This is a genomic window from Pseudomonas sp. KH_021 (assembly GCF_057838865.1).
Genome location: NZ_CM174477.1, coordinates 5,194,693 through 5,216,486 on the forward strand (window position 1 = coordinate 5,194,693; position 21,794 = coordinate 5,216,486).

Consider the following 21,794-nt stretch of genomic DNA (forward strand, 5'->3'; position numbering starts at 1 on the left):
CAATAGCCGCTCTCCCAACTTCGGCTGAACAGTCTGCACCGTGAAGACTGTTGTGGGCCTTGAGAATTGAAGACATGAATAAGCTGTGTTTGCTGGGCCTACTCGTCAGCCTGGCCAGTCACTCGGCCTTTGCCGATACTCAGTCCGACGCGCTGAAGCAAAAAAATGCGTTCGTTTCCGACCTGCTCAAGCAGATGACCGAAGCCGAAAAAATCGGCCAGTTGCGCCTGATCAGCATTGGCCCTGAAATGCCCCAGCCGCAGATCCTCAAAGAGATCGCGGCAGGTCATATTGGCGGCACCTTCAACTCGATCACCCGCCGCGAAAACCGCCCACTGCAGGACGCCGCGGTGAAGAACAGCCGGTTGAAGATCCCGATGTTCTTCGCCTACGACGTGATCCACGGTCACCGCACCATTTTCCCGATCAGCCTGGCCCTGGCGTCCAGCTGGGACATGAACGCGATTGCCACGGTAGGTCGCACCTCGGCCATCGAGGCCAGCGCTGACGGCATCGACATGACCTTCGCGCCGATGGTCGATATCGCTCGCGACCCGCGCTGGGGCCGCACCAGCGAAGGCTTTGGCGAAGACACCTACCTGGTGTCGCGCATTGGCGCGCAAATGGTCAAGTCATTCCAGGACCAGGGCGCCGCCTCCCCCACCAGCCTGATGGCGAGCGTCAAGCACTTCGCCCTGTACGGCGCCGTTGAGGGTGGCCGCGACTACAACACGGTCGACATGAGCCCGACCAGGATGTATCAGGATTACCTGCCGCCTTACCGCGCCGCCATCGATGCCGGCGCTGGCGGGGTGATGGTGGCCCTGAACTCCATCAACGGCATCCCGGCCACGTCCAACACCTGGCTGATGCAGGATTTGCTGCGCAAAGACTGGGGCTTCAAGGGCGTGACGGTGAGCGACCACGGCGCCATCACCGAACTGGTGCGCCATGGCGTGGCCCGCGATGGGCGCGAGGCCGCAAAGCTGGCGATCAAGGCCGGCATCGACCTGAGCATGAACGACTCGCTCTACGGTGAGGAACTGCCTGGCCTGCTCAAGTCCGGCGAAGTCAGCCAGCAAGACCTGGACAACGCCGTGCGTGAAGTCCTGGGCGCCAAGTACGACATGGGCCTGTTCGACAACCCGTATCGGCGCATAGGCGTGGCCAGCGAAGACCCGGCCGACACCAACGCTGAAAGCCGCCTGCACCGCGAGGCGGCCCGGGACGTGGCGCGCAAGAGCCTGGTGCTGCTGGAAAACCGCAACCAGACCCTGCCACTCAAGAAACAAGGCACCATTGCCCTGGTCGGCCCACTGGCCGACGCACCGATCGACATGATGGGCAGCTGGGCCGCCGCAGGCGTACCTCGCCAGTCGGTGACCGTCTATGACGGCCTGCGCAAGGCAGTGGGTGATCGTGCCCGCGTGATCTACGCCAAAGGCGCAAACATCACCGACGATGCGAAAATCATCGACTACCTGAACTTCCTCAACTTCGACCATCCCGAAGTGGATGTGGATCCTCGTCCGGCCGCGGCCATGATCGAGGAAGCGGTCAAGGCCGCTCGCCAGGCCGATGTCATCATCGCCGCCGTCGGTGAATCGCGCGGCATGTCCCATGAATCTTCCAGCCGTACTTCCCTGGAAATCCCGGCGAGCCAGCGCGCGTTGATTACCGCGCTCAAAGCCACCGGCAAGCCGCTGGTGCTGGTATTGATGAACGGCCGCCCGCTGGCGCTGAGCCGCGAGCGCGAAGAAGCCGATGCCATCCTGGAAACCTGGTTCAGCGGCACCGAGGGTGGCAATGCGATCGCCGATGTCCTGTTCGGCGACTACAACCCGTCTGGCAAGCTGGCAATCACCTTCCCACGCTCGGTCGGGCAGATTCCGATGTACTACAACCACTTGAGCATCGGTCGCCCCTTCACACCGGGCAAGCCAGGCAACTACACCTCCCAGTACTTCGAAGAGCCAAACGGCCCGCTTTACCCCTTTGGCTACGGCTTGAGCTACAGCACCTTCGAGCTGTCAGGCCTGGCGCTGTCGAGCAATACCTTGAACAAAGGCGGCAAGCTCCAAGCCAGCATCACCGTCAAGAACACCAGCCAGCGTGAGGGTGAGACCGTTGTGCAGTTGTACATCCAGGACGTGTCGGCTTCCATGAGCCGGCCGGTCAAGGAGCTGAAGAACTTCCAGAAAGTGCGGCTCTTGGCCGGTGAGTCGAAAGTCGTCAAGTTCACCCTCGACGAAAACGACCTGAAGTTCTACAACACCCAGCTCAAGTACGCAGCCGAGCCTGGGGAGTTCAATGTACAGGTGGGGCTGGATTCCCAAACTGTGCAACAGCAGAGCTTTGAGCTGCTGTAGGAGCAGAGCTTGCTCGCGATGGCATCACCGCGGTCTAACTGATAACCGCGGTGAACGCGCTGCGGTCTAACTGAGACCGCGGTGATGCCATCGCGACCAAGGGCTAGGCGCCCCCGTCTCTCCTACAGGGGCAAAATGTTATTGTGTTGTCCTTCCTGAATTGTTGTTGATCTTATGCGCCCTCCTGCCCGCGCCTTGCGCCTCTCGCTGATTGTTCTGCTGATTTTGCTCGGCACGCTGGCGTCCGCGGGCTTGGCCATGCGCCATGCCGAGCGGGTGGCGATGGTCGATGAGGCCGCCCGTGCCAATGAACAGTTGCACCTGTATGCCACTTCCCTGCATACCCTGATCGAACGTTACCGGGCCTTGCCTGCCGTACTGGCGCTGGACCCGGAGCTGATCAGTGCCCTGCGCGGCACGGTCGATGGCGGCCTTCAAGAAGCCTTGAATCTAAAACTTGAGCGCATCAACGGCGCTGCCAACTCCTCGACCCTGGAGCTGCTGGATCGCAACGGGTTTGCAGTGGCCGCCAGCAACTGGCGGTTGCCCACCAGCTACGTCGGTCAGAATTACGGCTTTCGCCCCTATTTCCAACAAGCGCGCAGCACCGGCAGTGGCAGCTTCTATGCCGTGGGCGTCACCAGCGGCATACCCGGCTATTTCCTGGCCAGCGCCGTGACGGACGAGCACGCCCGATTCCTCGGTGCCATGGTGGTCAAGCTGGAGTTCCCGGAGCTGGAGCGAGAATGGCGCCAAGGCAGTGATGTCTTGCTGGTCAGCGATGCCCGCGGGATTGTCTTTATCGCCAATCAGGACGGCTGGCGCTATCGAGAGTTGCAGCCGTTGTCGAGTACAGACCGCACTGAGCTTGCGAACACCCGTCAATACAACAATCAGCCGCTTACCCCGCTTGAGCGCAGCACACTGGAGCGCTTTGCCGACAACAGCCATCTGGTCCGCGTGCAAGGCCCCCAAGGCGAGGCCAATTACTTGTGGGAGTCGCTTGCCCTGCAAACCGAGGGTTGGACCCTGCACCTGTTGCGTCAGCCCCATGCCAATGAAGACGGCCGCAAGGCCGCTTTCGCGGCGGCTGCGGTATGGCTGAGCCTGGTGTTTCTGGCACTGTTCCTGAACCAGCGCTGGCGCCTGGCTCGCCTGCGCCAGCGCACGCATGAAGAGCTTGAGCAACTGGTCCAGGAGCGCACTCGGGAACTGCGCACCGCTCAAGAAGGGCTGGTGCAATCGGCCAAGCTCGCGGCGCTTGGGCAAATGTCGGCAGCGCTGGCGCATGAAATCAATCAACCCCTGACCACCCAGCGCATGCAGCTGGCAACCTTGCGCCTACTGCTCGACCACGGCCGCGTCGACGATGCCTACAAGGCGCTCGAGCCCTTGGAACAGATGCTTGAGCGCATGGCTGCCCTGACGGGACACTTGAAGACCTTCGCCCGCAAAAGCCCGCAGGGACTGCGTGAGCGACTGGATCTGGCGAGTGTGGTCGATCAGGCCCTGCACCTGCTCGACCCGCGTATTCGTGCCGAAGCCGTCAGCACGGCGCTGCACCTGACGCGCCCAGCCTGGGTTCGCGGCGATGCCATTCGCCTTGAGCAGGTGCTGATCAACCTGATTCGCAACGCCCTCGATGCCATGAGCAATAAACCGCTTAGGCGCCTGGAGGTGCGAATCGAGCAAGTGAACGGCGACTGGCAACTGAGCGTTGGCGACAGCGGGGGTGGCATTGAGGCCGAGATTCTGCCCAATGTCTTCGATCCATTCTTCACCACTAAACCTGTGGGTGACGGCCTGGGCCTTGGCCTGGCGGTATCCTATGGCATCGTTCACGAACTGGGTGGCCGCTTGCAGGCCAGCAATCGTGGCCCCGGCGCGCTCTTCACTCTGACATTACCTGTAGATCAGGAGACCCCCTGTTGAACTCTGTGATCGTCGTCGACGACGAAGCCAGCATCCGTATCGCCGTCGAGCAGTGGCTGAGCCTGTCTGGCTTTGCGGTGCAACTGTTCAGCCGCGCCGAGGACTGCCTGGCGCAACTGCCGGCGCACTTCCCAGGCGTCATTCTCAGCGACGTGCGCATGCCCGGCATGGATGGCATGGAGCTGCTGCAGCGCCTGCAAGGGCTGGACGCCGACTTGCCGGTGATTCTGCTCACTGGCCACGGCGATGTACCCCTGGCAGTGGAGGCGATGCGCAGTGGGGCCTATGACTTTCTTGAAAAGCCCTTCAGCCCCCAGAGCCTGCTCAACAGCTTGCAGCGCGCCTTGGAAAAACGCCGGTTGATCCTGGAAAACCGCCAGCTGCACGAGCGAGCCGACCTCAAGGCGCGCCTGGACGATACTTTGCTTGGCGTGTCCCAAGGCCTGCAAACCCTGCGCCGACAGGTACTGGATTTGGCCAGCCTACCGGTCAATGTCCTGATTCGCGGCGAAACCGGCAGCGGCAAGGAGCGCGTGGCCCGCTGCCTGCACGACTTCGGGCCGCGCGCCGGTAAACCTTTCGTGGCCCTGAACTGTGCGGCCATTCCCGAGCAACTGTTCGAAGCAGAGCTGTTCGGACACGAGAGCGGCGCCTTCACCGGTGCCCAAGGCAAACGCATCGGCAAGCTGGAATACGCCCACGGCGGCACGGTGTTTCTCGATGAAATCGAAAGCATGCCCCTGGCCCAACAAGCCAAGTTGCTGCGTGTGATACAGGAACAGAAGCTGGAACGGCTGGGTTCCAACCAGAGCATCACGGTTGATCTTCGGATCATCGCCGCCACCAAACCGGACCTGCTTGAAGAAGCCCGTGGCGGACGGTTTCGCGAAGACCTGGCCTATCGCCTGAACGTCGCCGAGTTGCGCCTGGCACCCTTGCGCGATCGTCGCGAAGACATTCCCCTGCTGTTCGACTATTTCGCCCGCAGCGCCTCGCAACGCCTGGATCGGCCTTTCACTGCGCTCACTGGCGAGCAATTGGGCCACCTGCTCAGCCACGACTGGCCAGGTAACGTGCGTGAACTGGCCAACGCTGCCGAACGTCACGTGCTGGGCCTGGACAACACTCACACCGAACCTGCCGGCAGTGGGCAGTCACTGGCCGCGCAACAGGAAGCCTTCGAAGCGCAATGCCTGCGTTCGGCGCTGGCGCGTCATCAGGGCGATATCAAGGCCGTGCTCACCGAGCTACAACTGCCCAGGCGCACCCTGAATGAAAAAATGCAGCGTCATGGTCTGCTGCGCGAGGACTTCCTGAAAAGCGATTGATCGGCAATTTCTTGCTTATCACTTCAACGCCAATAAGCGGATTTCCGCCTATTCGGCCACTGCAAACCCTTCTAGAACGGGCATTCCGCCGCTGGCACAGGTCCTGCTATAGACCTTGTCAGGTTGCGTGCGAACGCGCTCCACAAAAACAACTAGAAGGATCCATCATGGATAATTCCAATACCCTGCCTGCTGGGGCGGTGGCTGCACCCGCCGCCGAACGCACCACCTCCAGCCGTCTCAAGTCGATCTTCAGCGGCTCGGTCGGCAACATGGTCGAGTGGTACGACTGGTACGTCTACGCTGCATTCTCGTTGTATTTCGCCAAGGCCTTCTTTCCGGCTGGCGACACCACCGCACAACTGCTGAACACCGCTGCTATTTTCGCCGTGGGCTTCTTGATGCGCCCGATTGGCGGCTGGATCATGGGCATCTACGCCGACCGCAAGGGCCGCAAGGCGGCGCTGATGTTCTCGGTCATCATGATGTGCTTCGGCTCGCTGATCATCGCCCTGACACCGGGCTATGAAACCATCGGCGTCGGTGCCCCGATCATGCTGGTACTGGCGCGCCTGCTGCAGGGCCTGTCGGTCGGCGGCGAATACGGCACCTCGGCCACCTACCTCAGCGAGATGGCGACCAAGGAACGTCGCGGCTTTTTCTCAAGCTTCCAGTACGTCACCCTGATTTCCGGCCAGCTCATCGCGTTGGGCGTGCTGATTGTGCTGCAACAGGTGCTGACCACCGAAGAACTGCACAGCTGGGGCTGGCGTATTCCGTTTGCCATCGGCGCACTGTGTGCCGTGGTTGCGCTGTACCTGCGTCGTGGCATGGAGGAAACCGAATCCTTCACCCAGAAAAAGGACAAGCCCAAAGAAAGCACCATGCGCATCCTGATGCGCCACCCCAAGGAACTGCTGACCGTAGTCGGCCTGACCATGGGCGGCACACTGGCGTTCTACACCTACACCACCTACATGCAGAAATACCTGGTGAACACGGCCGGGATGAGCATTTCGGACTCCACCACGATCTCGGCCGCCACCCTCTTCCTGTTCATGTGCTTGCAGCCTGTGATCGGTGCGCTGTCGGACAAGATTGGTCGTCGTCCGATCCTGATCGCCTTCGGCGTGCTGGGAACAATCTGCACCGTGCCGATCCTGACCACCTTGCACACCATCGAAACCTGGTGGGGCGCGTTCTTCCTGATCATGGCCGCACTGATCATCGTCAGTGGCTACACCTCGATCAACGCAGTGGTAAAAGCCGAACTGTTCCCGACCGAAATCCGCGCCCTGGGCGTCGGCTTGCCATACGCACTGACCGTCTCGATCTTCGGCGGCACCGCTGAATACGTCGCGCTGTGGTTCAAGAGCGTTGGCCTGGAAAGCGGTTACTACTGGTACGTGACGGGTTGTATTGCAGTGTCGTTGCTGGTGTATGTGTTCATGAAAGACACCCGCAAGCATTCGAAGATCGATAACGACTGATCTGATTTACCGGAATGTCTGATGTACCGCGGCGCTTTCATCGCGGGTAAACCCGGCTCCTACACCCCCCGCACACACGGTGGTGTAGGAGCCGGGTTTACCCGCGATGAAGGCGCCGCGGTTCGTTAGGGTTTGTGCCAACGCTGCGCCGCTGCCTGGTCGCTGTCGCGCCCTTCCACCCAGCGCGGCCCGTCTGCCGTGGTTTCCTTCTTCCAGAACGGCGCACGGGTCTTGAGGTAGTCCATGACAAAATCACAGGCCTCAAAGGCCGCCTGCCGGTGAGCACTGGCCACCCCGACAAACACGATCGGCTCGCCCGGCTCCAGCGCACCGACCCGGTGCAACACCTCAAGGCGCAACAACGGCCAGCGCTGCTCTGCTTCCACCACGATCTTGGCCAAGGCTTTTTCGGTCATGCCCGGATAATGTTCAAGGAACATCCCCGCCACATCGCGCCCATCGTTGAAGTCGCGCACATAACCGACAAAACCCACCACCGCGCCGATGCCAACATTGGCAGCATGCAAGGCATTGAGTTCGGCACCGGGATCGAATGCCGCCGTTTGCACCCGAATCGCCATCGTCAGCCTCCGGTCACGGTCGGGAAGAACGCCACTTCGTCGCCATCGGCCAAAGGTTCGTCGAGTTGGCAGAGATCTTCGTTGCGGGCACACATCAGGTTCTGCTCGGCCAGCACCTTCCGACCTTCTCGTATCAGCAAATATTGGCGCAGATCATCGATGGTCTGGAATTCGCCGCTGACCGCTTCTGAATCCAGCCCCACCGCCTCACGGTAGCGCGCAAAATAAAGCACCTTGAGCTTCATACATCCTCCGCCCGGTAGTGCCCGCTCTTGCCGCCCTGCTTCTCCAACAGGCGCACCGCTTCGATGGTCATGCCGCGGTCCACGGCCTTGCACATGTCGTAGATCGTCAGCGCGGCAACGCTTGCGGCGGTCAAGGCTTCCATCTCCACACCGGTCTGCCCGGCCAGTTTGCAGCGGGCCACAATCAGCACGCAGTCTTCGCCGTCCGCCGACAACTCGACCTTGACGCTGGTCAGCATCAACGGATGGCAAAGTGGGATCAGATCACTGGTTTTTTTTGCCGCCTGGATGCCGGCAATGCGCGCCACGGCGAACACATCGCCCTTGGGGTGCTCCCCGTCGACGATCATTTTCAACGTTGTGGGCAGCATGCGTACACGCGCTTGGGCCACAGCTTCACGCGAGGTCACGGCTTTTTCCGTGACATCGACCATATTGGCGCGGCCTTGGGAATCGAGATGAGTCAGCACAGCCTTACTCCTGATCAGGAGAGGCGATTGTAAACCCACGAGTCAGGATTGGGCACTGCAAAAAACGGGCGGCACACAGGCCGCCCGATGGCTGGATCTACAGATGCGATTCAGCGTATTCAGCAAGGATAGAGCGCGGCACACCTTGCAGGGTGATATGCACGCCGTTGGGGAAGTCCTTGAAGCGCTCGGTCAGGTAGGTCAGGCCCGAGCTCGTCGCAGACAGGTAAGGGGTGTCGATCTGCGCCAGGTTGCCCAGGCAGATCACCTTGGAGCCAGCACCGGCACGGGTAATGATGGTTTTCATCTGGTGCGGGGTGAGGTTCTGGCATTCATCGATCAGGATCAGGCTTTGCTGGAAGCTGCGGCCACGGATGTAGTTCAGGGATTTGAACTGCAGCGGGACCTTTTGCAGGATGTAATCGACGCTGCCATGGGTGTTTTCGTCATCCATGTGCAAGGCTTCGAGGTTGTCGGTAATAGCGCCCAGCCATGGCTCCATTTTTTCAGCTTCGGTGCCCGGCAGAAAGCCGATTTCCTGATCCAGGCCTTGCACGCTGCGGGTCGCGATAATGCGCCGGTAGCGTTTGCTGACCATGGTTTGTTCAATGGCGGCGGCGAGCGCCAGGATGGTTTTACCTGAGCCTGCGGCGCCGGTCAGGTTGACCAGGTGGATGTCCGGGTCCAGCAGCGCGAACAGCGCCAGGGCCTGATGGATGTCACGAGGCTTGAGCCCCCAGGCTTCCTGGTGCAGCAGCGGTTCCTGGTGCAGGTCCAGGACTAGCAACTCACGCTCATCGATGCCTTTGATCCAGCCGACGAACCCCTGTTCGTCGATGATGAATTCGTTGACATGAACCGCTGGCAGGTTGTCGATCAATTGCACCTGATGCCAGGTGCGACCATGGTCCTGACGGGTTTCAACTTTGCTGACGCGGTCCCAGAAGGAGCCTGTCACCGTATGATAGCCCTTCGACAACAGGGCCACGTCGTCGACCAGTTGGTCGGTGCTGTAGTCCTCGGCCGCGATTCCGCAGGCGCGCGCCTTCAGGCGCATGTTGATGTCTTTGGTGACCAGGACGACGCTCAAGTCCTTGTTGCGCGCGCGAAGGTCGACCAACTGGTTAATGATGATGTTGTCGTTCAGGTGCTCGGGCAGCAGGCGGTTGGGCTCGGCACGCGGCGTCATCAGGATCGACAGCAGCCCCTTGGGGCCACTCTTGCCACGCTGGATGGGCACCCCCTGCTCGACGTCGCCGGGGGACGCATCGCCCAGGGTCTTGTCGATCAGGCGAATGGCCTGGCGACATTCGGCGGCCACGGAGTGCTTGCCGTCCTTGAGCTTGTCGAGCTCCTCAAGCACGGTCATCGGGATGGTGACGTGGTGCTCTTCGAAGTTCAGTAACGCGTTCGGGTCGTGGATCAGAACATTGGTATCGAGCACATAAAGGATTGGCTGGTCGGAAGAATTGGTGCGTCCTTGGTCATCCATACTCGGTCACCTTTGTGGGGTCAGACGACGCAAAACCAGTGCAGAGCTGCGCCGTGGAGTAACCGCCGTCCGAGCCATCCCGTTTCATGTGGGAGACCAGAGCTGCAAACCAAAATGGGCCGGGTGTGGACGCCACCTGTGTTGCAGGGTTCGGCGGTCTGACTTCGTAATACCGCAAAAACCATGACGATAAAAAGCACTTTGACGCTTTTTTGAAGTTTATTTTTCCAGTCGACGAATATCGCTTGGCGGTATGCCAAAGCACCGGTACAGTCAGAAATTCACCTGCCTGCGTTTCCTTGGGGAATTTACCCCCCAAACCGCTGAAACCCCTCTATTTAGCGGCTCCTGGCAAAATCCTGACAGTCTTCCCAACCAATCCCGCTTTGCGCCGTTTGCTTGAGCAATCGGGGCAATATCGTCAGTGCATTGGCCTGGCTGTCGTGGAGCTGGATCACGCCGCGGCGCCACAACAACATCAGGGTCAATAACCGATCACCGGCCTGTTCAGCGCTGATCTGATGGCGGGTGTCCTGGACATCGATGTTCCACAGCACAACCTGCAATTGCTGGCTGCTGAAAAATGCCTGGGCGTCGGCTCGGCGCTGACCATAGGGCGGCCTGAAGAGGGGAACGAAGTTTTCCGGCAAGTCGCCCTGCACCTGCGCCACGCTGCGCAGCACAGAGGCCTGCCAGTCCTTCCACTGGCTGTGCGAGCGATACTGCCAGCCCTGCACGCCCACGCACTGGCCTTTGTACAACGCCCGCAGCGCTTGCAAGGACGTCTTGTCGCGGCGTATTTGCTCGCTGTTGCCGAGCACAAAAAACACCGCATTCATTTTTTGCCGGCGCAAGAAGCCGGCCAACTCGTCGGTGCTGCCGTCCACAGCGCTGGGGCCAGCATCGAACGTCAACAGGAACAGTCGGTCATTAAGCTCGTCCCCGGTGCGCTCCAGGTCAGACAAGCGCGCGACCTCACTGGCGATGTGTGGAAACAGCGCCGCCTTGCGCAGCAGCTCGTCCAGGTAACGCTCATGGAACGCCTGGCCAGCCGCCGACCAACCGGCATAGAAAGAATCGGCCCCGATTCTGAAATGGGCAGCCTGTTCGCGCAGGCTGGGCAGATCATCGATGGCCAGGCAGAACGAGGCATCCTGCTCGCAGCTTTGTTGCGCGGCGTCGTAATTGCGCCATAAGCGTTGCCACAGCACAGTGCGCAGGCTGTTGATCGACACCCAATTGATTTGCCGCAAGCCCAGCCGTGCAGCCAGTTCAGCCTGGTCGAGCACCTCGCTCTGCGCCAGCGCGTGGGCAAAGACCAGGATTTCGGCCCGCGAAGCCACATCGAACAGCACCGGTGTATTCAGTGCTTCAGGCCACGTGCTTCGATCCACGCTCGCCACCGGCGCCGGCGCGGCACCCGCCGCAGCGCTCAACAGGCCCGCCAGCCATAACACAGCAATACGCACCACGATCCCTCCCCCGTTTCGCTGCGCACTATAGACCCAGCGCCCTTCATCCGAAAACCGCCGCTATCGCCCCGATAGCTGGAGATCAGCGCCCCTGCCCCGTAAACTCCGCGCCACGCATAAAGGAGCCGACTTATATGTTGACGGTGATCTCCCCCGCCAAGACCCTCGATTTCGATACCCCGCCTGTCACCCAGCGCTTTACCCAGCCGCAATACCTGGACCACTCCCAGGAACTGATCCTGCAACTGCGCGAACTGACGCCTGTGCAAATCAGTGAGCTGATGCACCTGTCCGACAAACTCGCAGGCCTCAACGCCGCGCGTTTTGGCAGCTGGACACCGGCTTTCACGCCAGAGAACGCCAAGCAGGCACTGCTGGCCTTCAAGGGCGACGTGTACACCGGCCTGGATGCCGAAAGCTTGAACGAAGCGGACTTCAGCTACGCCCAGGACCACCTGCGCATGCTCTCGGGCCTCTACGGCCTGCTGCGCCCACTGGACTTGATGCAGCCCTACCGCCTGGAAATGGGCACTAAGCTCGCCAACGCCCGTGGCAAGGACCTCTATGCCTTCTGGGGCACGCGCATCAGCGAATGGCTGAACGAAGCGCTGGCGGACCAGGGTGACGACCTGCTGTTGAACCTGGCCAGCACCGAGTACTTCTCAGCGGTCAAGCGCTCGGCGCTCAACGCCCGGATCATCAACACCGAGTTCCGTGACTTCAAGAACGGCCAGTACAAGATCATCAGCTTCTACGCCAAGAAGGCCCGCGGCATGATGAGCCGCTTCGTGATCCAGGAGCGCATCAGCGACCCAGAGCGGCTCAAGCAGTTCGATGTGCAGGGTTACTACTACAGCGCCGAGCAGAGCAAGCCCGATAACCTGGTGTTTTTGCGCGATCATCCCGCCGGGTGATTCGCGGCAGGTTTACCGGAATGTCGGACCACCGCGATGGCGGCGCCACGGTCCTGTAGGAGCCAGCCTTGGCTGCGATGGCCACACCGCGGTACATCAGGTAAACCGCGGTGTGGCCATCGCGGTGGTCCGGCATTCCGGTAAACCCGGCTCCTACAACCGGACGGAATCGCCTGATTAATGGCGCCAAAAAAAAGTCACCGAAAATCCCCCCTTTTTGTCATCGTCCGTTCGTAGTTTTTTTACCCCCGCCGCAAAAAAAATTTACCGTACTGGCATAAAAACATCCCACCCCGATTTCGCCCTTTATTATAGGGACGCTCCCGAAGTGTGCTATCAATTTGAAAGCATCTTCATCGAGAAAAATATTAAAAATAATTTCATCGCCCACTTCCTCGTTCAGGAACTTATCCCCTCGGCCGCCGCTCATACCACCCGTAACGATTCTCGAGCTTCATGTGAGAGATGCCCTACATAGCAATATGAGATGAGCCTGGAAGTTACTCCAGGCAACTTTGACTCCCAGTCACTTAGGTGACCTTAAAGTTAATATCAGGAGATGGCGCATCAATATCATCCCCGACACGATCGAGCCATAAGGTCTCAAGCGCGCTCCCAAAAGGCGTCTTAGTGGTTGATTTAAAAGGCTTATAGCCGCCACTAAAGCAACGTCTGCAATAGCGGGAAACCGTTCTGACATAAAGACCGGCTACCTTTCAGGGCACGCCCCGAATAACACGGCCAACGCGTGCCCTTTTGAAGTGCGATCACTTTGCACTCAACTTTTATTGTGCCCGAATTCGATTGGTTAATTAACTCAGTCTGGCGTGTTAACTATCGCCGGCGTGATAACACATGAGGTGAATGCGATGCGTATCAGCATCTTTGGTTTGGGTTATGTCGGTGCCGTTTGTGCTGGCTGCCTGTCTGCACGAGGCCATGAAGTGGTGGGCGTGGATGTTTCCAACGCCAAGATCGACCTGATCAACAAAGGCAAATCGCCGATTGTTGAACCGGGCCTTGAAGCACTTCTGGACCAAGGCATCAAGACCGGTCGCCTGCGTGGAACCACCGACTTTGCCGCGGCCATTCGCGACACCGACCTGTCGATGATCTGTGTCGGCACGCCCAGCAAGAAGAACGGCGACCTGGAGCTCAACTACATCGAATCGGTGTGCTGCGAGATCGGTTTCGTCCTGCGTGACAAGAGCACCCGCCATACCATCGTGGTGCGCAGTACCGTGCTGCCAGGCACCGTGAAAAACGTGGTGATCCCGATCCTGGAAGACTGTTCGGGCAAGAAAGCCGGCGTCGACTTCGGCGTGGCGGTCAACCCTGAATTCCTGCGTGAAAGCACCGCGATCCAAGACTACGACTTCCCACCGATGACCGTGATCGGCCAGTTCGACACCGCCAGCGGTGACGTTCTGCAATCGCTCTACGAAGAACTCGACGCGCCGATCATCCGCAAGGACATCGAAGTGGCCGAGATGATCAAGTACACCTGCAACGTCTGGCACGCCGCCAAGGTGACCTTCGCCAACGAGATCGGCAACATCGCCAAGGCCGTCGGCGTCGATGGCCGTGAAGTGATGGACGTGGTCTGCCAGGACAAATCCCTGAACCTGTCGCAGTACTACATGCGCCCAGGCTTTGCCTTCGGCGGCTCATGCCTGCCCAAGGACGTGCGCGCCCTGACCTACCGCGCCAGCACCCTGGACGTGGAAGCGCCGCTGCTCAACTCGCTGATGCGCAGCAACGAATCCCAGGTGCAGAACGCCTTCGACATCATCGAAAGCCACGACAAGCGCAAAGTCGCCCTGCTCGGCCTGAGCTTCAAGGCCGGCACCGATGACCTGCGTGAAAGCCCGCTGGTGGAACTGGCCGAGAAACTGATCGGCAAGGGTTACCAGTTGAGTATCTACGACAGCAACGTCGAGTACGCCCGTGTCCACGGTGCGAACAAGGACTACATCGAGTCGAAGATTCCGCACATTTCCAACCTGCTCAATGCCGACTTCGACCAGGTCATCAACAACTCCGATGTGATCATCCTCGGCAACCGCGACGACAAGTTCCGCGCCCTGGCCCAGGACGTTCCGCATGGCAAGCAGGTCATCGACCTGGTGGGCTTCATGAGCAAGACCACCGACCCGGCGGCCCGTAGCGAAGGCATCTGCTGGTAAGCGGCCCCTGCGCGGGGCCACGGGCCCCGCGCATCGCTTCTGTGCCTGCCCCAACCCACTGGATACGGATAAAGATCATGCAAAGGCTCAAGCACGGCCTGCTTCAGGCCGCCGGTTGGCTGTTCTACGTGAGCTTGCTCATGCTGATCGCGTTGGCCTTGCCCAACTCCATTTTCGACCCCGAGTCGAAGGATTTCATTTTCCTGGTGGGCGCCGTCGGCATCTGGCGCTACTCCATGGGCGCCACGCACTTTGTGCGCGGCATGGTGTTTCTCTACGTGGTCTACCCGCACCTGCGGCGCAAAGTGCGCAAGCTGGGCAAGGCGGCAGACCCGTCCCACGTGTTCCTGATGGTCACCAGCTTTCGCATCGATGCGCTGACCACCGCCCAGGTCTACAGCTCGGTCATCCGCGAGGCCATCGCCTGCGGCTTTCCAACCACCGTGGTCTGCTCGCTGGTGGAAATGTCCGATGAGCTGCTGGTGAAAAGCCTGTGGGCCAAGCTCAACCCGCCTGAACACGTAAAGCTGGATTTCGTGCGCATTGCCGGCACCGGCAAGCGTGATGGCCTGGCCTTCGGCTTTCGCGCCATCTCCCGCCACCTGCCCGATGAAAACGCGGTGGTGGCGGTGATCGACGGCGACACCGTGCTCGAAGCAGGCGTGGTGCGCAAGACCGTGCCCTGGTTCAAGCTGTTCGGCAACGTCGGCGGCCTGACCACCAACGAATTCTGCGAAGTACGCGGCGGCTACATCATGAGCGAGTGGCACAAGCTGCGCTTCGCCCAGCGGCACATCAACATGTGTTCGATGGCGCTGTCCAAGCGCGTGCTGACCATGACTGGACGGATGTCGGTGTTCCGCGCTTCGGTGGTAATCAACCCCGAGTTCATCGCCGACGTGGAAAGCGACTCGCTTGAGCATTGGCGCCTGGGCCGCTTCAAGTTTTTGACCGGCGACGACAAGTCCAGCTGGTTCAGCCTGATGCGCCTGGGCTACGACACGTTCTACGTACCGGACGCCGCGATCAACACGGTCGAGCACCCACCGGAAAAAAGCTTTATCAAGGCCAGCCGCAAGCTGATGTACCGCTGGTACGGCAACAACTTGCGCCAGAACTCCCGAGCCCTGGGCCTGGGCATTCGCCGCCTGGGCCTGTTCACCAGCGTGGTGCTGTTCGACCAGCGCGTGTCGATGTGGACCAGCCTGCTGGGCCTGACCGTTGCCCTGATCGCCAGCGTCAAGTTCGGCCCGGCGTACCTGTTGGTCTACCTGCTGTGGATCGGCATCACCCGCCTGATCCTGACCGTCATGCTGATGTGCTCCGGCCACTCGATCGGCCCGGCCTACCCGCTGATTCTCTATTACAACCAGATCGTCGGCGCGCTGATGAAGATCTACGTCTTCTTCCGTCTCGACAAGCAGTCCTGGACGCGCCAGCCCACTGCCCTCAAGCGTGATCTCGCCAGCTTCCAACAATGGTTCAACACCTGGTCTTCGCGGACCATGACCTTCTCGGCGGCCAGCATCTTCGTTGCTGTGCTGTTCATGGTCGTGTGAGCCGCAGCCCAAACGGATTAAACAGGAACAATCGCCATGAATACCGCCGTGAACGTCAATGTCGTGCATGAGTCCGAAGCCCAGCGCCAACACGCCCGGGTCCGTATCCCCGCCAAGCTGCGCTATATCGGGGCCAATCGGGAAACCCTGGAAGCGAAGATCGAGGACTTGTCTGCGGGCGGTTTCTGCATTTTCGCCAAGCAGCCGCTGAAAGAGGGTGAAGTACGCCGCGGGCGCCTGCAATTCACCATCGACGGCCTGGGCCTGGCCATGGACGTGGAGTTTCAGGTGCGCTCGTTCCTGACCGAAACCGGCCGTGCCGGCTGCCAGTTCCAGAACCTGGCACCGCGTGATATCGCCACCCTGCGCCACCTGATCACCTCGCACCTGAGCGGCGAACTGGTCACCGTGGGCGATGTGCTCAGCACGCTGCAGCGCGACAACTTCACCAAGGCTCGCAAGCACAAAGACGGCAGCGGTGGCATGAGTGCCTTCGGCCGCATGAAAGCCTTGGTCTTGAGCATGGGCGTGTTTGTGGTGGGCGTGGCAGCGTTCGGTTTTATCGCCAAGTCCGTCTACGGCGTTTACTTCGTCAGCCACGCCGAAGCCGGGGTGGTCAGTGTGCCGACCATGAACGTGACCATGCCTCGCGATGGCACCGTGCAGGGCCTGGTGGAAATCAATGGCCCGGCGGCCAAGGGCGCGCCGCTCGCCTCGTTCAGCACCAGCATGCTCGATGTGCTCAAGGGCCATCTGGACGACCAGCAACTGGCGCCGGCCAAGGTTGAGGAGCTGTTCGGCAAGCAAATGAGCGGCACCCTGACCAGCCCTTGCGACTGCATCGTGTCCCGCCAACTGGTGGACAACGGCCAGTACGCCAGCAAAGGCGCGGTGATCTTCCAACTGGTGCCGCGCAACAGCGAAGCCACGGTTGAAGCGCGCTTCAGCTACCGCCAGTTCGACCAGATCAAACCGGGTACGCGGGTCGACTTTGAAGTGGCCGGTGAAGACACCGTGCGCCAAGGCAAGATCGTCAGCAGCACCAGCCTCAACAGCGCTGATTTGTCGTCGGACATCCGCGTGCAGATCAAGCCCGACGAATCCCTGCCCAGCGCACTGGCGGGTCGCCCGGTCGCCGTGAACAGCGACCGTGGCCCGTCGATGAACTGGCTGATCGACAAAGCCGTGGCTCGTGGACTCTAAGAGGAAAATACCGTGAGTGATCTTAAAGCTGGCGAGTGCTTCGCACTCGATCGCGGGCAAGCACGCTCCTACAAAAGCGGGTGGCTTGCCAGTGAAGCTCTTAAAATCTGCAGCCTGGCCCTGGCGGTGAGCCTGGCCGGTTGTGCCGGCCTGCCTGACCAGCGCCTGGCCAACGAGGCGCTCAAGCGTGGCGACACGGCGCTGGCCGAACGCAATTATCAGCAGTTGGCGGACCTTGGCTACAGCGAGGCCCAGGTCGGCCTTGCCGATATCCAGGTCGAAACCCGTAACCCGGCGCAGCTGAAAAAAGCCGAAGCCACCTATCGCGCTGCCGCCGCCGTTTCGCCTCGCGCACAAGCCCGCCTGGGCCGCCTGCTGGTGGCCAAGCCGGACGCCAGCGACAAGGAGCGCCACGAAGCCGAGTCGCTGCTCAAGAAAGCCCACGCCAATGGCGAAGCGAACACCTTGATTCCGCTGGCCATGCTCTACCTGCAATACCCGCAGGCCTTCCCTGAAGTGAATGCCCAGCAACAGATCGATCAGTGGCGCGCGGCAGGCTATGCCGAAGCCGGTTTGGCCCAGGTACTGCTGTATCGCACCCAAGTCACTTACGACCAGCACCTGGACGAAGTCGAACGTATCTGCAAGGCGGCGCTGGCCACCACCGACATCTGCTACGTGGAACTGGCCACCGTCTATCAAAAGCGCGGCCAGGCCGATCAGAAAAACGCCCTGCTCGAACAGATGAAAACCGCTTACCAGCGCGGTGCGATCCCGGCCACGCGGGTCGACAGTGTTGCTCGTGTGCTGGCCGACCCGGCGCTGGGGCAGACCGACGAGAAAGCCGCGCACGCCTTGCTCGAACAGATCGCCCCGGCCAACCCGGCGTCCTGGGTGAGCCTGGCGCAACTGCTGTATGACTTCCCGGAGCTGGGCGACACCGACAAGTTGATGGAATACATCGACAACGGTCGCGCCGCCGCCCAACCCCGCGCCGAGCTGCTGCTGGGCCGGTTGTACTACGAAGGCAAGGTGGTGCCGGCCGATGCGAAAAAAGCTGAACAACACCTGACCACCGCCGCCCAAAGCGAAGTCAGTGCCCATTATTACCTGGGCCAGCTGTACCGCCGTGGTTACCTGGGCCAGGTCGATCCGCAGAAAGCCGTCGAGCATCTACTGACCGCCGCGCGCGGTGGCCAGCTCAGCGCCGACTACGCCATGGCCCAACTGTTCAGCGAAGGCCACGGCACTCGCCCGGACCCGGTCAACGCCTGGGTCTTCAGCCAACTGGCGCAAGCCAACCCGACGCCGCAATCCACGGAGCTGGCCGGGCAACTCGATCAACAACTGTCGCCGCCACAAAAAGCCCAGGCCCAACGCCTGCTGCAGCAAGAACGACAGGCGCGGGGCGCCTTGGGCCAAGGGCAGAACGCCCTGGCCATCCATGCCCTGCCAGAAGAAGACGACGGTGAGGACTCCCTATGACACTCAATCACTGGATGAAAGCCGGCATTGGCCTGAGCTTCGCCCTGATCTGGTCGTGCCCGACCCTGGCCGCCATGACGGCCGAAAAAAACTTCGGCCTGGAAGTAAAAGCCACCGGCCAGTCCGAAGACGACCGTGACCTGGGCACCCGTGAGGGCGGCGACGTCAACGGCCTGGGCCTGGACCTGCGCCCGTGGGTCTATGGCGAGCGCGGTAACTGGAGCGCCTACGCCATGGGCCAGGCCGTGACCGCCACCGACATCATCGAGACCGACACCCTGCGCCAGTCCACCGACGATCAGGCCCAGGCCCGCGGCAACGACAGCCGCGAGCCCGACAAAAGCTACCTGGCCATGCGCGAGTTCTGGATCGGCTACAGCGGCCTGACCCAATACCCTGGCGAGCAGCTGCGCTTCGGCCGCCAGCGCCTGCGCAACGACGACGGCATGTGGCGCGACACCAACATCGAGGCGCTGAACTGGGGTTTTGACACCACCCTGCTGCGCGCCAACCTGGGCGTGGCCGAGCGCTTCAGCGAATACCGCACCGACCTCACTGAGCTTGCCCCCGAGGACAAGGACCGCCTGCACCTGTTCGGTGATATCTCGACCCAGTGGCAACCCGGGCATTGGGCTGGCCTGCGCGCCCACCACACCCACGACGACGGCAAGCTCGCCAACCCGGGCGAAACCGTCGACGAGCTGGACAAAACCCGCACCGGCGACCTGACCTGGCTGGGCCTGGAAGCCAACAGCGACGCTTATAACTTCCGCAACACCAACACCCTGAACTACTGGGGCAGCGTGACCTGGCTGACCGGTGATCGCGATTCGCTGAACACCACCACCGTCAACGACGAGCAAGTGGCCACCGGCAAGCAGAGCGGTAACGTCAATGCCTGGGCGACCGACCTCGGCCTGCGCTGGCGCCTGGACCCGAACTGGCAAGTGGGTGCGGCCTACGCCCGTGGCAGCGGCGGCGGTGGTGACGATGGCTCAGGCAACTACGAGCAGACCGGCCTTGAGAGCAACCGCAACAACTTTACCGGCACCCGCTCGCGCATCCACCGCTTCGGCGAGGCCTTCCGTGGTGAGCTGGGCAACCTTCAGGCGATGACGCTGTTCACCTCCTGGCAGTTGCAGGATGACTACGACGCAAGCCTGGTCTACCACAAGTTCCGTCGCATCGATGGCGACCAGAACATCGGCAGCAGCGGCATCAACGCAGTGGTCGAGGACAACGGCATCAACCGTCCGCTGATCCAGGGTGAAAAAGACCTGGGGCAGGAAATGGACCTGGTGGTCACCAAGTACTTCAAGCAGGGCTTGCTGCCGGCGGCACTGAGCCAGTCGATCGATGAGCCTTCGGCACTGGTGCGCTTGCGTGGCGGCGTGTTCAAGCCTGGTGACGCTTACGGCAAAGAAGCGGACTCGTACATGCACCGTGCCTTTGTCGACGTGATCTGGCGCTTCTGATGCAGACCGCCCTGGAGTGCCCCGTGATGAATACCCAACCCCGACGCGCCCGTACGCTGTTGGCCACCGCGCTGCTGCTGGCCAGCAGTGTGGCGCTGGCCAACACACAAGCGCCACAGCCGCTGGCCAAGGAGCTGCAGCAGGCCAAGACCTACACGGTGACCAGCGCGCCGATCGAGCCGTTGCAGATCGACAAGCCCAAGCTGCCGGACCTCAGCGGCTACACAGCCGAGGCGGTGCAGGCCAAGATCGACCGCCGCCAGAAGGGCAAGGTCTCGGTGCGGCGAATGCTGCAGGAAGACGTGCTCAAGGAGTTTATTGGCGGCGACAACAAGATGGCTGAATGGGTGGCGCGTCAGCACGGTATTCCCCAGGCAATCTTTATCGACAACGGCCATGTGAACATCAAGGACCTGGCCAAGAGCCTGCCCAAACAGTACCTGAACGAAACCGCGCCGGGCGTGTACCTCGCCAAGTTGCCTATCGTGGTCGGTCGCAAGGGCGTGCTGGAGCTGGACAAGCACGTGAAAGAGCTGCGCCTGTCCCAGGAAAGCGGCGCCTTTATCGTCAACGACGGCAAGCTGTTCGTCACCGATACCCAAGTGACCGGCTGGCGTGAAAAAGACAACGGCCCGGCCACCTTCCGCGATCCGAAAGAGTTCCGCCCGTTCCTGCTGTCCTGGGGCGGCACCGAGACTTACATCGTCAACAGCAAGATGGCCAGCTTCGGCTACGCCAAGAGTAAGTCGTATGGCGTGAGCATTTCCCAGTACACGCCGAACATGGCCAAGGCCATGAACCGCAGCGAGCCAACCGGCTGGATCCTGGGCTCCGAGTTCTCGGACCTGTGGTACGGCTTCTACTGCTATGAGACCACCGACTTTGTGATCAAGGGCAACACCTACCGCGACAACATCGTCTACGGCATCGACCCGCACGACCGTTCGCACCGGCTGATCATTGCCGAGAACACCGTGTATGGGACCAAGAAAAAGCACGGGATCATTATTTCCCGCGAGGTCAACGACAGCTGGATCTTCAACAACAAGAGCTACGACAACAAGCTCTCGGGCGTTGTGATCGACCGTAACAGCGTCAACAACCTGATCGCCTACAACGAGATTTACCAGAACCATACCGACGGCATCACCCTGTACGAAAGCGGCGACAACCTGATCTGGGGCAACAAGCTGATCAGCAACCGCCGCCACGGCATCCGCGTGCGTAACAGCGTGAACATTCGCCTGTACGAGAACATCGCCATGGCCAACGGCCTGGTCGGTGTGTACGGGCACATCAAGGACTTGAGCAACACCGACCGCGACATCGCCCTGGACCCGTTCGACACCAAGGTCTCGCTGATTGTGGTGGGCGGCGAGCTGGCGGCCAATGGCAGCGGCCCGCTGTCCATCGACTCGCCGCTGAGCGTGGAGCTGTATCGGGTGTCGATGTTGGCCCCGAGCAAAGCCAGCGGTATCAGTTTTTCCGGCGTATTGGGCGAACGTCAGGACGAGATCCTCGACCTGATGGTGCGCCAGGGCAAAGCCGTGTTGATCGACCCGGTTGAACGCCAGACCGAAATGCGCGACTGAG

Annotated in this window: 16 protein-coding genes; 11 read left to right on the forward strand and 5 right to left on the reverse strand. The window is 60.9% G+C overall.

The window, feature by feature from the left end:
• The first annotated feature begins 74 nt into the window (after nucleotides 1-74).
• From bglX to AC3IX4_RS24015, 4 genes are all read left to right on the forward strand, one after another.
• The gene (bglX, locus tag AC3IX4_RS24000) at nucleotides 75-2,369 is read left to right on the forward strand and encodes a beta-glucosidase BglX (protein ID WP_489257832.1); all 2,295 of its coding nucleotides are present in this window, start codon (nucleotides 75-77) and stop codon (nucleotides 2,367-2,369) included.
• Between the two features lie 174 nt (nucleotides 2,370-2,543).
• Complete coding sequence (locus AC3IX4_RS24005) at nucleotides 2,544-4,301, forward strand: ATP-binding protein (RefSeq protein ID WP_489257833.1); 1,758 nt, start codon at nucleotides 2,544-2,546, stop codon at nucleotides 4,299-4,301.
• The gene (locus AC3IX4_RS24010; RefSeq protein ID WP_489261350.1) at nucleotides 4,295-5,629 is read left to right on the forward strand and encodes a sigma-54-dependent transcriptional regulator; all 1,335 of its coding nucleotides are present in this window, start codon (nucleotides 4,295-4,297) and stop codon (nucleotides 5,627-5,629) included. The genes AC3IX4_RS24005 and AC3IX4_RS24010 overlap by 7 nt, the downstream gene beginning before the upstream one ends.
• Before the next feature lie 167 nt (nucleotides 5,630-5,796).
• Nucleotides 5,797-7,119: an MFS transporter gene (locus tag AC3IX4_RS24015; RefSeq protein WP_489257834.1), complete on the forward strand. Its 1,323-nt coding sequence runs from the start codon at nucleotides 5,797-5,799 to the stop codon at nucleotides 7,117-7,119.
• A 125-nt stretch (nucleotides 7,120-7,244) separates the two neighbouring features.
• Here the strand turns inward: AC3IX4_RS24015 and moaE are convergent, their stop codons facing one another.
• From moaE to AC3IX4_RS24040, 5 genes are all read right to left on the reverse strand, one after another.
• Nucleotides 7,245-7,700, reverse strand: a complete 456-nt coding sequence (moaE, locus tag AC3IX4_RS24020) for a molybdopterin synthase catalytic subunit MoaE (RefSeq protein WP_489257835.1) — start codon at nucleotides 7,698-7,700, stop codon at nucleotides 7,245-7,247.
• A gap of 2 nt (nucleotides 7,701-7,702) precedes the next feature.
• Nucleotides 7,703-7,945, reverse strand: a complete 243-nt coding sequence (locus tag AC3IX4_RS24025) for a MoaD/ThiS family protein (protein WP_489257836.1) — start codon at nucleotides 7,943-7,945, stop codon at nucleotides 7,703-7,705.
• Nucleotides 7,942-8,415 (reverse strand): cyclic pyranopterin monophosphate synthase MoaC, encoded by a 474-nt coding sequence (gene moaC, locus AC3IX4_RS24030; RefSeq protein WP_489257837.1) that lies wholly within the window; start codon nucleotides 8,413-8,415, stop codon nucleotides 7,942-7,944. The genes AC3IX4_RS24025 and moaC overlap by 4 nt, the downstream gene beginning before the upstream one ends.
• Before the next feature lie 97 nt (nucleotides 8,416-8,512).
• On the reverse strand, nucleotides 8,513-9,907 hold the full coding sequence (locus AC3IX4_RS24035; RefSeq protein ID WP_489257838.1) for a PhoH family protein: 1,395 nt from the start codon (nucleotides 9,905-9,907) through the stop codon (nucleotides 8,513-8,515).
• A 338-nt stretch (nucleotides 9,908-10,245) separates the two neighbouring features.
• Nucleotides 10,246-11,376, reverse strand: a complete 1,131-nt coding sequence (locus AC3IX4_RS24040) for a polysaccharide deacetylase family protein (protein WP_489261351.1) — start codon at nucleotides 11,374-11,376, stop codon at nucleotides 10,246-10,248.
• A gap of 137 nt (nucleotides 11,377-11,513) precedes the next feature.
• On the opposite strand from AC3IX4_RS24040, the gene yaaA reads away from it, so the two are divergent.
• From yaaA to algG, 7 genes are all read left to right on the forward strand, one after another.
• Nucleotides 11,514-12,293, forward strand: coding sequence for a peroxide stress protein YaaA (gene yaaA / locus AC3IX4_RS24045; RefSeq protein ID WP_489257839.1), 780 nt, complete (start codon nucleotides 11,514-11,516; stop codon nucleotides 12,291-12,293).
• Nucleotides 12,294-13,162: 869 nt separating this feature from the next.
• Entirely contained in the window at nucleotides 13,163-14,479 is a 1,317-nt protein-coding gene (locus AC3IX4_RS24050; protein ID WP_489257840.1) for a nucleotide sugar dehydrogenase, read from the forward strand.
• A gap of 77 nt (nucleotides 14,480-14,556) precedes the next feature.
• A complete protein-coding gene (gene alg8 / locus AC3IX4_RS24055; protein WP_489257841.1) occupies nucleotides 14,557-16,038 on the forward strand; it encodes a mannuronan synthase in 1,482 nt (493 codons plus the stop codon).
• A 36-nt stretch (nucleotides 16,039-16,074) separates the two neighbouring features.
• The gene (locus AC3IX4_RS24060; RefSeq protein ID WP_489257842.1) at nucleotides 16,075-17,241 is read left to right on the forward strand and encodes a PilZ domain-containing protein; all 1,167 of its coding nucleotides are present in this window, start codon (nucleotides 16,075-16,077) and stop codon (nucleotides 17,239-17,241) included.
• A gap of 105 nt (nucleotides 17,242-17,346) precedes the next feature.
• Nucleotides 17,347-18,726: an alginate biosynthesis TPR repeat lipoprotein AlgK gene (gene algK, locus AC3IX4_RS24065; protein WP_489261352.1), complete on the forward strand. Its 1,380-nt coding sequence runs from the start codon at nucleotides 17,347-17,349 to the stop codon at nucleotides 18,724-18,726.
• A complete protein-coding gene (locus tag AC3IX4_RS24070) occupies nucleotides 18,723-20,201 on the forward strand; it encodes an alginate export family protein (protein WP_489257843.1) in 1,479 nt (492 codons plus the stop codon). Before algK ends, AC3IX4_RS24070 begins: the two co-directional genes overlap by 4 nt.
• 26 nt (nucleotides 20,202-20,227) lie before the next feature.
• The gene (gene algG, locus AC3IX4_RS24075; protein ID WP_489257844.1) at nucleotides 20,228-21,793 is read left to right on the forward strand and encodes a mannuronan 5-epimerase AlgG; all 1,566 of its coding nucleotides are present in this window, start codon (nucleotides 20,228-20,230) and stop codon (nucleotides 21,791-21,793) included.
• Nucleotide 21,794: the final 1 nt, after the last annotated feature.

Coding starts and splice junctions, on each gene's coding strand:
- AC3IX4_RS24025 (WP_489257836.1), bottom strand. CDS start 7,945: ATGAAGCTCAAGGTGCTTTATTTTGCGCGCTACCGTGAGGCGGTGGGG.
- AC3IX4_RS24060 (WP_489257842.1), top strand. CDS start 16,075: ATGAATACCGCCGTGAACGTCAATGTCGTGCATGAGTCCGAAGCCCAG.
- bglX (WP_489257832.1), top strand. CDS start 75: ATGAATAAGCTGTGTTTGCTGGGCCTACTCGTCAGCCTGGCCAGTCAC.
- AC3IX4_RS24035 (WP_489257838.1), bottom strand. CDS start 9,907: ATGGATGACCAAGGACGCACCAATTCTTCCGACCAGCCAATCCTTTAT.
- AC3IX4_RS24015 (WP_489257834.1), top strand. CDS start 5,797: ATGGATAATTCCAATACCCTGCCTGCTGGGGCGGTGGCTGCACCCGCC.
- AC3IX4_RS24050 (WP_489257840.1), top strand. CDS start 13,163: ATGCGTATCAGCATCTTTGGTTTGGGTTATGTCGGTGCCGTTTGTGCT.
- alg8 (WP_489257841.1), top strand. CDS start 14,557: ATGCAAAGGCTCAAGCACGGCCTGCTTCAGGCCGCCGGTTGGCTGTTC.
- AC3IX4_RS24070 (WP_489257843.1), top strand. CDS start 18,723: ATGACACTCAATCACTGGATGAAAGCCGGCATTGGCCTGAGCTTCGCC.
- AC3IX4_RS24005 (WP_489257833.1), top strand. CDS start 2,544: ATGCGCCCTCCTGCCCGCGCCTTGCGCCTCTCGCTGATTGTTCTGCTG.
- moaE (WP_489257835.1), bottom strand. CDS start 7,700: ATGGCGATTCGGGTGCAAACGGCGGCATTCGATCCCGGTGCCGAACTC.
- yaaA (WP_489257839.1), top strand. CDS start 11,514: ATGTTGACGGTGATCTCCCCCGCCAAGACCCTCGATTTCGATACCCCG.
- algG (WP_489257844.1), top strand. CDS start 20,228: ATGAATACCCAACCCCGACGCGCCCGTACGCTGTTGGCCACCGCGCTG.